Annotated in this window: 9 protein-coding genes and 2 pseudogenes; 9 read left to right on the plus strand and 2 right to left on the minus strand. The window is 72.2% G+C overall.

Annotation, left to right across the window (positions count from 1 at the left end):
- The first annotated feature begins 186 nt into the window (after positions 1–186).
- From ACIQV3_RS12655 to ACIQV3_RS12695, 9 genes and pseudogenes are all read left to right on the plus strand, one after another.
- Positions 187–1,761: a S8 family peptidase gene (locus ACIQV3_RS12655; RefSeq protein ID WP_403712412.1), complete on the plus strand. Its 1,575-nt coding sequence runs from the start codon at positions 187–189 to the stop codon at positions 1,759–1,761.
- Between the two features lie 104 nt (positions 1,762–1,865).
- Positions 1,866–2,990 (plus strand): DUF4190 domain-containing protein, encoded by a 1,125-nt coding sequence (locus tag ACIQV3_RS12660; protein ID WP_403712413.1) that lies wholly within the window; start codon positions 1,866–1,868, stop codon positions 2,988–2,990.
- Between the two features lie 132 nt (positions 2,991–3,122).
- Positions 3,123–3,875, plus strand: a complete 753-nt coding sequence (locus ACIQV3_RS12665) for a GntR family transcriptional regulator (RefSeq protein WP_403712414.1) — start codon at positions 3,123–3,125, stop codon at positions 3,873–3,875.
- A gap of 115 nt (positions 3,876–3,990) precedes the next feature.
- Positions 3,991–5,178 (plus strand): annotated as a pseudogene (locus tag ACIQV3_RS12670) (RNA-guided endonuclease InsQ/TnpB family protein); the annotation flags it as partial.
- Between the two features lie 53 nt (positions 5,179–5,231).
- Positions 5,232–5,411 (plus strand): annotated as a pseudogene (locus ACIQV3_RS12675) (hypothetical protein); the annotation flags it as partial.
- 160 nt (positions 5,412–5,571) lie between these two features.
- Positions 5,572–5,775 carry an SPOR domain-containing protein gene (locus tag ACIQV3_RS12680; RefSeq protein WP_403712415.1) on the plus strand — a complete coding sequence of 68 codons (204 nt, stop codon included), beginning with the start codon at positions 5,572–5,574 and terminating at the stop codon, positions 5,773–5,775.
- A gap of 40 nt (positions 5,776–5,815) precedes the next feature.
- Complete coding sequence (locus ACIQV3_RS12685) at positions 5,816–6,250, plus strand: (deoxy)nucleoside triphosphate pyrophosphohydrolase (protein WP_403712416.1); 435 nt, start codon at positions 5,816–5,818, stop codon at positions 6,248–6,250.
- Positions 6,251–6,417: 167 nt separating this feature from the next.
- Positions 6,418–6,846 (plus strand): ATP-binding protein, encoded by a 429-nt coding sequence (locus tag ACIQV3_RS12690; RefSeq protein ID WP_327304782.1) that lies wholly within the window; start codon positions 6,418–6,420, stop codon positions 6,844–6,846.
- A gap of 224 nt (positions 6,847–7,070) precedes the next feature.
- Positions 7,071–9,632 carry a SpoIIE family protein phosphatase gene (locus ACIQV3_RS12695; RefSeq protein WP_403712603.1) on the plus strand — a complete coding sequence of 854 codons (2,562 nt, stop codon included), beginning with the start codon at positions 7,071–7,073 and terminating at the stop codon, positions 9,630–9,632.
- A gap of 240 nt (positions 9,633–9,872) precedes the next feature.
- Here ACIQV3_RS12695 and ACIQV3_RS12700 read toward each other — a convergent pair whose 3' ends face one another.
- Positions 9,873–10,601: a PspA/IM30 family protein gene (locus ACIQV3_RS12700; protein ID WP_403712417.1), complete on the minus strand. Its 729-nt coding sequence runs from the start codon at positions 10,599–10,601 to the stop codon at positions 9,873–9,875.
- 112 nt (positions 10,602–10,713) lie between these two features.
- Complete coding sequence (locus ACIQV3_RS12705; RefSeq protein ID WP_403712418.1) at positions 10,714–12,867, minus strand: TPM domain-containing protein; 2,154 nt, start codon at positions 12,865–12,867, stop codon at positions 10,714–10,716.
- Between the last annotated feature and the right edge of the window lie 11 nt (positions 12,868–12,878).

Raw genomic sequence — 12,878 nt, forward strand, 5'->3', positions numbered from 1 at the left:
TGGCACGGATGTTACGCGTTCGTTGTCCTCTTGTGGTGGAGCGACTCCGTGGGTCAACCTTTCGTCAGCGGCGCATCGTTGGGCCGAGTTGATTGACATGGGCATGCCTAAAAACCATGCCCTGACGGCAGCGCCCACCGGCCGCGCACCCCCCGCAGCGCACCACCTATGAGGAGGACCCCTCACATGTCCGCGACGCGTCACACCCGCCGGAAGATCGCCGGCATCGGAGCGACCGCCACCCTGGCCCTCGCCCTCGGAGCAGCCCTCGCCTTACCCGCTTCGGCGGCCCCGAGCGCCCCGCAGGGCGTCATCGAGAACGCAGGCGCCGAGGGAACCGTCTCCGGCAGCTACATCGTGACCCTGAACGACTCCGCCGCCCGCTCCACCGCCGCCAGCGGCAAGGCCGTGGCCAAGCGGTACGGCGCGCGGATCGACCGGACCTACAGCGCCGCCCTCAACGGCTACTCGGTCGAGGTCTCCGAGGCGCAGGCCAGGAAGCTCGCCGCGGACCCCGCCGTCAAGTCCGTCGTGCAGAACCGGGTGTTCACCGTCGACGCCACCCAGCCGAACCCGCCGTCCTGGGGCCTGGACCGCATCGACCAGGCGGCCCTCCCGCTGAACCAGAGCTACACCTACCCGGACAAGGCCGGGGAGGGCGTGACGGCGTACATCATCGACACGGGCGTCCGCAAGACCCACCAGGACTTCGGCGGCCGCGCCGCCGACGGCTACGACGCCATCGACAACGACAACACCGCCCAGGACGGTCACGGCCACGGCACGCACGTCGCCGGGACCGTCGCGGGCACCGCCTACGGCGTGGCCAAGAAGGCGAAGATCGTCGGCGTGCGCGTGCTCAACAACCAGGGCTCGGGCACGACGGCCCAGGTCGTCGCGGGCATCGACTGGGTGACCGCGAACGCCGTCAAGCCGGCCGTGGCGAACATGTCGCTGGGCGGCGGCGCGGACACCGCGCTGGACACCGCCGTGCGCAACTCCATAGCCAGCGGCATCACCTACGCCGTCGCGGCGGGCAACGAGACGGCCAACGCCTCCACCAAGTCCCCGGCGCGCGTCGCCGAGGCGATCACGGTGGGCGCCACCACCAACACGGACGCCAAGGCCAGCTACTCCAACTTCGGCACCGTACTGGACCTCTTCGCGCCGGGCTCCTCGATCACCTCCACGTGGGGCACGGGCGACACGGCCACCAACACCATCTCGGGCACGTCGATGGCCTCTCCGCACGTCGCGGGCGCGGCCGCCCTCTACCTCGCGGACAACCCGGGCAGCACCCCGGCCCAGATCTCCGCGGGCCTCGTCGCCGCCTCGACCCCGAACGTGGTGACCAGCCCCGGCACCGGCTCCCCGAACCGCCTGCTCCGCGTCGGCACCGGTACCACCCCGCCCAACCCGGGCACCCGCTTCGAGAACCTGAACGACTACGCGATCGCCGACAACGCCACCGTCGACTCGCCGCTCACCGTCAGCGGGATCTCCGGCAACGCCCCGGCCACGCTGAGCGTCTCGGTCGACATCAAGCACACCTACATCGGTGACCTGAAGGTCGACCTCGTCGCCCCCGACGGCACCCTGTACAACCTGCACAACCGCACCGGCGGCAGCGCGGACAACATCATCAAGACGGTCGCGGTCAACGCCTCCTCCGAGGTGGCCAACGGCGTGTGGAAGCTCCGGGTCAACGACAACGCGAACGTCGACACCGGCAAGATCGACTCCTGGGCGCTGCAGTTCTGACGCACGGGCGGTAGGGACGCGAGGAACAGGCGGGGGCGACCGTTTCGGCGGTCGCCCCCGCTGCGTACTATTCGCGCATTCGTTCGCCCCCTTCCTGGAGCCCCGTGAGCACCCAGCCCCCCTACCAGTGGCCCGCCCCGCCCCCGCAGGGATACGCGTACGGGCCGCCCCCGCTCAACGGCTTCGCGCTCGCCTCCCTGCTGGTGGGGCTGCTCTGCTTCCCGCCCCTCGGGATCGTCTTCGGGATCGTGGCCCTCACGCAGATCAGGAAGAAGGGCGAGCGGGGCAAGGTGCTCGCCGTCCTCGGCCTGGTGGTGTCGGTCCTGCTGTCCGGGGTCCTGGTCCTCGCTGCGGAGCGGGCCGCGGACACCTTCTCCGCGCGGGCCCGCGCGATGGGCGCGGCCGAGCCCTACGAGGACGTCGAGGGCGAGCTGACCGACATCGGCGAACTGGCCGTCGGCACCTGCTTCAACGTCCCCGGCGGGGACCTGCTCGACGAGAACCCCTTCGTGTACCGGATCGCCTGTGCGCGGGTCCACGACGCCGAGGTCACCCTCGCGCGGGCGCTGGGCGGATCGCGGTTCCCGGGCGAGGAGGAGCTGAAGCAGTCGTCGGCCGAGGCCTGCTGGCGGGCGCAGGACGCGTACGCGATGGACACCTGGGCGCTGCCCCCGTACGCGGAGATGTTCTACTTCGCGCCCTCGCGCGAGCGGTGGGAGGGCGGGGACCGGCTGCTCGTCTGCGTGATCGGCACGGCGGAGCAGGAGCAGCGGGGCAGTCTGCGCAAGGATGCCGGGGTGCTGGCACCGGACCAGGTGGCCTTCCTGCGCGCGATGAACGCCGCCGATCTGGCACTGGGCCACGCGCCCGACGCGGAGGTGGACGAGGCGCTGGAGGAGTACCGGGCCTGGGCGCGGGAGATGGACGGGGTGCTGGCCGCGGAGTCGCGGATGCTCGCCGGGGCGTCGGCGCGGCCGCGGGTGGCCGGGCCGGCGGGAGTGCAGCGCGAACGCGTGGAGGCGGCGCGGCAGGAGTGGCGGCGGGCCTCGGAGGCGAAGACCGGGGACGGCTTCGTGCGGGCCTGGGACCGGGCGCTCGCGGAGTTGCCCGTGGCGACGGAGAAGGCGCTGCGCGGGGCGTACGGTCTGTCGACGACGGTGCCGGAGTGGCTGGAGGAGCCGCAGGGCGACGCCTCGGCCGGGCCGTCCGTGGAGCGGGCGGCGGCCTGAATGGTGCTGCTGTGACGCGTGGGTTTGAGTGACCAGGCTTCATCACTTCGGGTGAAACTCTGGCCCTTGCTTGCGGGGGACAACCGTCGGTTGCCAGGCTGTAGCTGTCTGTCAACCTGATGGGAGTGGCCTGTGACTTTCGGCGAGCAACCGGCCTATCTGCGCGTCGCTGGGGATCTGCGACGGAAGATCGTCGACGGGTCCCTGCCTCCGCACGCCCGGCTCCCTTCCCAGGCCCGGATCCGCGAGGAGTACGGGGTCTCCGACACGGTGGCACTGGAGGCGCGCAAGGTCCTCATGGCGGAGGGCCTGGTCGAGGGCCGGTCCGGATCCGGCACGTACGTACGCGAACAACCCGTCCCGCGGCGCGTCGCCCGCTCCGGCTACCGCACCGGCGGGATCTCGACCCCCTTCCGGCAGGAGCAGGCGGAGGCGGGCGCGCGCGGCACCTGGGACTCCAGCAGCGAACAGGCCGCCGCCCCGGAGGACATCGCGAAACGGCTCGGCATCGAGCCGGGCGAGCGGGTGATGCGGACGCGGTACGTGTACCGCGACGCCGGCGAGGCGATGATGCTGTCGACCTCCTGGGAGCCGCTGACGGTGACCGGGCGGACGCCGGTGATGCTGCCGGAGGAGGGACCGCTCGGAGGCGCGGGGGTCGTGGACCGGATGGCGGCCATCGACGTGGTCGTCGACAACGTGGTCGAGGAGGTCGGAGCGCGACCGGGCCTGGCGGAGGAGAACATGCAGCTCGGCGGGGTGCCGGGGCACGTGGTCCTGGTGATCGGCCGCACGTACTTCGCGTCCGGCCGCGCCGTGGAAACCGCCGACGTCATCGTCCCGGCCGACCGCTACCGCCTGGCGTACCACCTGCCGGTGAGGTAGCCGGTGTGGTGGCGGCCAGGACCGTGGCCGGCTCCTCGCGAGCGCGGTCACTCGTTCGGGGGATCGTCGGAGAATCCGAGCAGAGAAGCGAATGGTGCGTCGCTACGGTCGGTTTATGACGACAACGGCCTCCGCGGATGGTGCCGGGTATGCCCGGTTCACCTACCGGCTTCGCGTGTCGTCCACAGCGCTCGCCAAGCTGTCGGGTGAGTGGGACCGGTGCCGGTGGATCTGGAACGAATGCTGCGCCCGGTCGAAGAAGGCCCATGCCGAGGACGAGAAGTGCGGGCCGGCCCGGCTGGACAAGATGCTGACCGAGGCCCGCAACCACAACACTTGGTTGAGTGACGGCAGCAGCGTTCCGCAGCAGCAGCTGATTCGGGACTTCGGAAAGTCCCGCGCCAAAGCCTTGAAGGACATCAAGGCACGCCTGCCGATGCGGCAGCGCGCGGGAATGCCGAAGTACAAGAAGAAGCACGCGGCTGGCCCGAGTCTCAACTACAGCCGGCGAAGCTTCCGGATCAAGGGCGGCCGCCTGCACCTTGTGGGCGGCATCATCCTGACGGTGGTGTGGTCCCGCGGCCTCCCGGCGGACCCGTCGTCGGTGAGGATCTACCGTGACAGCCTCGGTCACTGGTACGCCTCCTTCGTGGTCCCCACCGAGGTGCAGCCGCTCCCGGAGACGGGTGCGGTGATCGGGATCGACTGGGGTGTGAAGGAGACCGCGACCACCACCAGCGACGCCCACGACCTCCCCCACGCCGAGCACGGCAAGAAGACGGCCGCCGGGCTGGCCCGCTACCAGCGGATGATGGCCCGCCGGAAGCCCGTGAAGGGCAAGCCTGGTTCGAGGGGCTACCGGGCGGCGAAGAAGTTGACGGCGAAGCTGTACAAGAAGGTGGCCCGGCAGCGCCAGGACACCGGCCGTAAGTGGGCGAAGTCCGTGGTCCGCGACCACGACGCCTTGGCGGTGGAGGACTTCCGGCCGAAGTTCCTCGCCAAGTCGACCATGGCGTGCAAAGCGGCCGACGCGGCGATCTCCGCGACCAAGCGTGAGCTGATCGCCATGGCCCGCAAGCACGGGCGCGTCGTGCACCTTGTTCATCCCGCGCACACCACCATGGACTGCGCACGGTGCGGAGCGAGAACCAAGCACGCACTACCTCTCTCGGAACGTACCTACGCCTGCACCGCGTGCGGAGCCGTGTCCCCCAGGGACAAGAACTCCGCCCGCGTGATGCTGGTCCGGGCTGGTCTCAACCCGGCTGGTGCCGATCGTGTAAGAGCTGACGGACCGCAGGTCCACAGCCGACGTGAGCCAGGAATCCCCGCCCTTCAGGGCAGGGAGGATTCAAGCACCTCTGTTCCGTCTGCGAGTCCGCGTACGAGCTCCCGGACATCGCCGACTGCCCCGTCGTCTCCGGCGCGATCTGCTCGCTCTGCTGCTCCCTCGACGCGACCTGCGGGGACGTCTGCCGCAAGGCGAACCCGGGCGGCGCCGTGATCCTGCCGCTGCCGACCGTGCGCGGGGTCTGAACCGGCGCGCACGGCCCACTCGTACGCATGGCCGGATGCGTACGCCTGCGAGGTACCTCTTCGTGAAAAACCGTATCCGCTGAGTAAAGGTCGGGCGTAGGCTCGGGCATATGCGCAATGCGGTTTCCCGGGCAGGTACGTCGGCGGAGGGTGAAACGCGATGAACGACAGCGGTGCCCTGCTCCCGTGGCTGGTCATACGTGAGGACGACAACGGCAACCGCTACCGGGTGGGCCGGTACGCCACCCGGGCCGAGGCCCAGAAGGTCGCCGACAGCCTCGAGAGCAGAGGGCACAAGCAGCTCTACTGGATCGAGCGGCTCGGCCAGGACAGCACCGCCGGCCGGACCGGCACGAGGAACTGAGCAGTGCGGCGCACCGTCGCCGCTGCCATAGGCTCCGTCCATGACTGTACGAGTGGTCGTGGGCGGAGCCCTTTGTCATGAGGGGCGCCTGCTGGCCGCCCGCCGGAGCGCGCCCCCCGAGCTCGCCGGCCGCTGGGAGCTTCCCGGCGGCAAGGCCGAGCCGGGTGAGTCCGTACCCGAGGCGCTCGTGCGCGAGCTGCGCGAGGAGCTCGGCGTGGAGGCCGAGCCGCTGGAGCGGATCCCGGGGGAGTGGCCGCTGAAGCCCGGCCTCGTCCTGCACGTGTGGACGGCCCGGCTGCTCTCGGGCGATCCGCTCCCGCTGGAGGACCACGACGAGCTGCGCTGGCTCGGGCCCGAGGAGCTGGATTCGGTGGACTGGCTCGACCAGGACCGTCCGGCCGTCGCCGAGGCGGGCCGCCGGCTGAGCGCCGAAGCCCGTGACGGCGTCCGTGACGGCGTCCGCCGGGGCGCGTGACGCGCACGCGCTAGTCCGTCTGCGCCACAGTGCGCCGGTCCGTGGGGGACCGAGTGGTACGACGCCCCGAATATCGGGTATGTCGCTATTAATCCCTATCTTGCAGTTGTACGCGAGGCTCTGTTCTCCCTGTCGAACCGGACTGGGGTCGCCAGCCGGCCCGGGAAGTGATCGGCGTGATCGACACAGACGGTGAATGCGCCGAATGGGCCTTTCCCGCCGAACCGGGTGCCGTCCGCACCGCCCGCCACGCGGTGCGCGGCACGCTGCGCGACTGGGGTCTCGACTCCGTCGGCGACGTCACCGTACTGCTGGTCAGCGAGCTGGTCACCAACTCCCTGCGGTACGCCTCCGGCCCCATCGGAGTCCGTCTCGTACGGCGCAATCCGGCCGTCGCCGATGCTCCTTCGGGTCCGGCACTTCTCGTGGAGGTTTCGGATCCGCTTCCGGATCCACCCCGCGAACGCGTGGCCGAGCCCGACGACGAGGGGGGCCGCGGACTCCACCTGGTGGCCGTCTCCGCACAGCGCTGGGGGACCCGTCACGGGAAGTCGGGCAAGACCGTGTGGTTCGAATTGGCTCTTCCTGGTGAGTAACAAGGTGAGGGCCCGTCGACGATCACAAGGGTTGGCCGGAAAACAACGGGATCCTTTTGTGATCGCGAAGGCCGTGTCGTAGAGCGCCGTGGTGCTGAATACTTCGGTCATGGCCGGTCCGGTTGCGGTGAGCTGGAGGGGACGGTCGCGTGAGCGAGATACCTGTACAGGCACATCAGGCCCGTGTGCCCGGGGGAGCGTCGGGGGAGACCTGGCGCGACTCCCTGTGGCACAGCAGCCCGCCTGGCTCGATATATGACTACATAAAGGTCGCTTCCTTCTCGATCGGGCCCGACGGGCTGATCGACCAGTGGAGTCTGCGCGCCGAGGAACTCTTCGGGCTGACCGCGGCCGAGGCCGTCGGCCGCGACCCCGTCGACGCCTTCATGCCCCCGGAGCTGCGCGCCGGCGCACACCGCAGGGTGGCCGAGATCCTCGACGGCAAGGAATGGACCGGCCTGATCCCCTTCCGGATCCCCGGCGGCGACGGTGCGCACGGGGTGGCCGAGATCTATGTGATGCCGACCCAGACCGAAACCGCCGAGCGGGCCGCGCTCTGCGTCGTGGTCGACGTCCGCGCGCTGCGCCGGATCGAATCCGATCTGGCCGCCTCGCAGGCGATATTCGGTCAATCTCCCTTCGGGTTCCTGCTCTTCGGTACGGACCTCACCGTGCAGCGGGCCAACCGCCGCTTCGCGACCGTCTTCGGCGGCGCCGCCGAGGAGCACCGCGGCCGCACCGTCCACGACTACCTGCCCGCGCACGAGGCCGACCGGATGGCCGAGGCGCTGCGCAGGTGTCTGGAAACCGGTGAGTCCGTCAACGACCTGCAGATCGCCGGAGCCGCCCCGGGCAGCCGGGAGAACCGCCACTGGTCCATCAACCTCTACCGGGTCCACGGCGGCACCGGCCGCCCCATCGGAGTCGCCGGCATCGGCATCGACGTGACCCGGCGCCACCTCGCCGCCCGCGAGGCCGCCGGGGTCCGGCGCAACCTGGCCCTGCTGAACGAGGCCGGACACCGCATCGGCAACTCCCTCGACCTGGAGACCACCGCCCGCGAACTCCTCGACGTCACCGTCCCGGGCTTCTGCGACCTGGCCGCCGTCGACCTCTACCAGGGGCTGCTGCTCGGCGACGACGACCGCCCCGCCCGCCCCCAGGGCCCGGGCGTGCCCAGCCTGCCCGGCTACGGACCCGGACGCGCGCCCTCGGCGCCGCTGCGCCGGGTGGCCTTCTCCTCGGCGGTGTCGGACGCGCCGCTGTCGGGTCCGGGCGCGCTGGTCTCCGTAGGAGAGGTGCACCGGTACCCGGCCGGCTCGCCGGGGGCGTTCGCCCTGCGCACGGCGCGGCCCCGGCTGGTGGAGGGCGGCGGACCCGAGTCCGGGGACCTCGTGCAGTCCACGCTCGTGGTCCCGCTGGTCGCCCACGACACGGTGGTCGGGCTCGCGCAGTTCTCCCGCACCAAGGGCAGCGAGCCCTTCGGCGAACGCGACCGGGCGGTCGCGGTGGAGCTCGCCGCGCGCGCCGCCGTGTGCATCGACAACGCCCGGCTCTACCGGCGCGAGCACGAGCGCGCGCTGATACTCCAGCGCAGCCTGCTGCCCCCGGGCGACCCGGAGGCCGCCGGCCTCGACATCGCCTGCCGCTACCTGCCGGGCAACGCCGCCACCGAGGTGGGCGGCGACTGGTTCGACGTCATCGAACTGCCCGGGCACCGTACGGCGCTGGTCGTCGGCGACGTCATGGGCCGCGGACTGCGGGCCGCCGTCGCCATGGGCGAACTGCGGACCGCCGTACGGACCCTCGCGCTGCTGGACCTGGAACCGGCGGAGGTGCTGACCGCGCTGGACGAGATCGCCCGGGGCCTCGGCGCACCCGGCGGCTCCCAGCAGGCCTCCCGGGCCGCACTGCACTCCCGGGACGCCGACCGCTCCGAGGTGTACCTCGCGACGTGCGTCTACGCCGTCTACGACCCGGTCACCCGCCGCTGCACCATCGCCAACGCCGGCCACATGCCGCCGGTGCTGGTGGAACCGGTGGAGGAGGGCGCCGCGCCCCGCCCCGGACTGCTGCTGGAGATACCGACCGGGATGCCGCTGGGCGTGGGCGGCGAACCCTTCGAGGAGGTCGAGGTCGAACTCCCGGAGGGCGCACTGCTCGCGCTCTACACCGACGGGCTGGTCGAATCCCGGACCCATCCGCTGGAGGAGGGCCTGCGCGGCCTGCGGGACGCGCTGGCCGACCCCTCGCGCCCGCTGGAGGAGGTCTGCGACCACGTCCTGAACACCCTGGAGACCCGGCACGGCGAGGACGACATCGCGCTGCTGATGGCCCGGGTCCAGGGCCTCCCGGTGGACGCGGTCGGCGACTGGCAGCTCCCGCGCGAGGCCCGCTCGGTGGGCCGGGCCCGCGAGCTGGCCCGGGCGAAGCTGCCCGCGTGGGGCCTGGAGGGACTGCTCGACACCACGGAACTCCTGGTGAGCGAACTCGTCACGAACGCCCTGCGGTACGGCGAGGGGGAGATCCGGCTGCGCCTCCTGCTGGACCGGACGCTGGTCTGCGAGGTCTGGGACGCCAACCTGGTCCAGCCCCGCCGGCGCCGGGCGCGGGACACCGACGAGGGCGGCCGCGGCCTCCAGCTGGTCGGCCTGCTGTCGGCCGGGTGGGGCACCCGCCGCACCCACCGGGGCAAGACGGTCTGGTTCGAACTCCCGCTCCCGGGCGCGGTGGCCGAATCGGTGGGGGAACTGTCGGCGGAGCAACTGCTGAGCATGTACGGGTGAGTGCGGCCGGGTGAGTGCGGCCGGGTAGTGCGCCCCCGGGCCGGCCGCGGCCGGGCCCGGGGAGGTGCGGGGGAAGGCTCTGGTGCCGTGGCCGGAAAGGTTTGCCGGGTCGCGGCGTCCGGTGCGGTGCATCGCAAGGCGGAGGGCCGTGCCTCGTATTGGACGTACCGGCTCGGTCCGACAACGCGGCGAGGTGCCGTGCCGGGCGTCGCGACACGGTGAACCTTTCCGGTCACGGCACTAGTAGGGCTTGCTTAGGCTGCCGGACTTCAGGGCGGCCAGCCGGGCCTCGATCTCCGAGGTCTTGCCGAGGTCGTCCAGGGACTCGAACTGCGCGTCCAGGGAGGAGGCGGCCAGCTCCTGCTTGCCCAGGGCCATGGCCTCCTCGCGCCGGACCTTCTCCTCGAAGCGGCCGATGTCGCTGGTCGGGTCGAGCACGTCGATGTTCTTGACCGCGTCCATCATCGTGTTCTGGGCCTGCGCGGTCTTGGCCCGCGAGACCAGCTCGTCGCGCTTGGCCGCCAGTTCCGTCAGCTTGGTCTTCATCGAGTCCAGGCCCGACTTCAGCTTGTCGACCACCTCGGTCTGGGCGGCGATCGTCGGCGCGGCCGTGCCCGCCTCCTTCTCCGACTGCATCTGGCGGCCGAGCGCGACCTTCGCGAGGTTGTCGAACTTGTCGGCGTCGGCCGCAGCCCCGGACGTCCGCAGCTCGTCGGCCTTCCTGCTCGCCGCGAGGGCCTTGCCGCCCCACTCCGCCGCCGCGTCCACGTCCTCCTTGTGGTCCGCCTCCAGCATCCGCAGGTTGCCGATGGTGGTGGCGACGGCCTGCTCCGCCTCGGAGATGTTGTTCGTGTAGTCGCGGATGAGCTGGTCCAGCATCTTCTGCGGATCCTCCGCCTGGTCCAGCAGCGAGTTGATGTTGGCCTTGGCGAGCTGGGTGACGCGGCCGAGGATGCTCTGCTTGCTCATGTGCGGTGTCTCCTTGGAACGGGGGAGGGGGGCGGGGGGCCGGGGGTGAAGGGAGGGAGCGAGGAGCGCGGGGAGCGGTGGTGAAGGGAGCCCCCGCGAAGGGGCGCGTGGGTCAGAAGCGGCCGCCGCCGCCCATGCGGCCGCGGGTGCCGCCGCCGCCGAAGGAGCCGGGGCCGCGTCCGCCGCCCCCGCCGAAACCGCCGCCGAAGCCGCCTCCGCCCCCGCCGCCGAAGCCGCCCCCGCCGCGGCCGCCGCCGAGGATCTCGCCGAGGATGATCCCGCCGAGCACCGCGCCGCCCATGCCGCCGCCCTGCTGCCGGCCGCCACCGCCGTACGGGTTCTGGTAGCCCCGTACGTCCTGCTCGGCCAGCTGCTGCGCCTGGCGCGCGAGCGAGTCCGCCTGCTGGGCCTCGGCGAGCGCGCCCGATGGGTCCGAGGCCGCCAGGGACGTGGACCGCTCCAGGTGGCGCTGGGCCTCCGCCAGCCGGGTGCGGGCCTGGCTGCCGATCGCGCCCCGGCTGGTGGTGATGTAGTCCGTGGCCGCGCCGATCGCGCTGCGGGCCGTCAGCAGGGCCTGGTCGAGCAGGGCCGCGGCCCGCTGCCGGCCCGACTCCCGCTCGCGGGCCCCGGCCAGCGCCTCGTCGAGGGCCGCGTCGGCCTCCTCCACGCGGCGCAGCGCGTCCATCGGGTCGTAGCGGCCGGCGCTCTGCTCCTGCCGTACGTCGGCCAGTACGGCCTCCGCCCGGCTGATCCGGCCGCGCAGATCGCCGGTCGAGCCCTCGGTGGTGCCGGTCAGCAGCCCGCGCGCGTCGGCGAGGTCCGTGTCCGTCTCGCCCAGCGCGCCCGGCAGCTTCCCGGCCGCCTCCGCCAGCTCCTTCGCGCGCCGCTCCACCGCGTCGACCAGGGTGGCCGCCTGGTCCACGGCGCCCTCGGCCGCCCGGACGTGCACGGCGGCCTTGCCGTTGTCCCCGGAGTCGATCGCGGCGCGGGCCTCGCCGAGGCTGGTCGTCGCGAACAGCAGCCGGTCCTTGGCCTGTTCGGGGTTGGAGGCCACCGGCGCCGCTGCGGAGTCCGCGTACTGGCGGCCGAGCGCCGTCAAGGTGGCCTCCGCCGTGGTCGTACGGCCCGTCAGGGCGCGGAAGTGGGCCTCCACGGTCGCCAGGGCCTGTGGGGCGTTCTTCTCCAGGTCCCGCAGCCGGTCGAAGTCCGCCGTCTCGGCGTCGAGCCGCCGGCTCGCCTCCGTACAGCGGGCCACGATCTCGTCGAGCATCCGGCGGCGGGTGGCGTCGTCCTCCGGGTACGCGTCGTCGAGCTGCTGGCGCAGCCGGAACGCGGCCGTCAGCTCGCCCTTCCCGAACTCCACCGCCTGCGTGAAGGCCGCCACCGCCTCCTCGCCGAACTGCGCGGTGGCGAAGCCGAGTTCCTCGGTACTGGTACGGATCGCGTCGTCGGTCTCCACCAGCATGGCCTTGGCCCTGGCGTCCAGCTCGGGCAGCGGAACGGGGGCGGGCCCCTGCCCGGACCAGCCGGTGGTCTTCGAGCCGCCGCTGCCGCCGCCCGCCTGCTTGCGCTTGCGGCGGGTGTACGCGTACGCCCCGAGGGCGCCGGCCGCGCCGACCGCCACCACCGGGAGGACGAAGTCCCCGGCGCCGCTCTCGCCGCCGCTCGCCGCGGCGCCTCCGGGGTCGGCCTCGCCGGGGACGATGGCCGGCACCGGTACGGGCAGCCCGCCCAGGACCGCGTCGTAGCCGTTGGCGGCGCCGATCGCGGCCCCCGCCCAGTCGTTCTGCTTGAGGGCCGGCTCGATGGCGGTCTGCGCGACCGCCGCCAGCTGCTCCTCGGTGAAACCGGAGTCGACATCGGCCGAATAGGCGTACTGCCGGGCCCCGGTGGCGACGGCCAGCAGGACGTCGTTCTGGCCGAGGCCGTTCTTCTGGGCGGTGGCGTCGGCCCAGCTCTGCGCGGACCGGCCGGAGAAGTCGCGCACGTACGTGACGAACAGCTGGACCTTCCGGTCGGCGTAGAGCCTGTCCAGCGCGGCGGTGACCTCGGGCTCGCGGTCGCCCAGTGCGCCCACGCGGTCGGTGATCTGCCCCTGCTGGGACAGGGTGACCGGATCGTCGGCCCGGGCGGCCGGAGCGGTGGCCGTGGCCCAGCCGCCGAGCGCGAGCAGCCCGGCGGCGAGGGCGAGGCCGGTCCGGACGGGTATCCCGGCGGTGGTGCGTCTCTTCGTGCTGCTTCGCGTCCTGCTTTTCGGCGGAGTCACATTTGGGAGAG

Origin of the sequence: Streptomyces sp. NPDC099050 (genome assembly GCF_044759865.1) — a bacterium.
Classification (GTDB): Bacteria; Actinomycetota; Actinomycetes; order Streptomycetales; family Streptomycetaceae; genus Streptomyces.

Bases quoted from the DNA above. Each gene is read 5' to 3' on its own strand.
- ACIQV3_RS12655 (WP_403712412.1), top strand. From the start codon at position 187: ATGTCCGCGACGCGTCACACCCGCCGGAAGATCGCCGGCATCGGAGCG.
- ACIQV3_RS12680 (WP_403712415.1), top strand. From the start codon at position 5,572: ATGAACGACAGCGGTGCCCTGCTCCCGTGGCTGGTCATACGTGAGGAC.
- ACIQV3_RS12685 (WP_403712416.1), top strand. From the start codon at position 5,816: ATGACTGTACGAGTGGTCGTGGGCGGAGCCCTTTGTCATGAGGGGCGC.
- ACIQV3_RS12700 (WP_403712417.1), bottom strand. From the start codon at position 10,601: ATGAGCAAGCAGAGCATCCTCGGCCGCGTCACCCAGCTCGCCAAGGCC.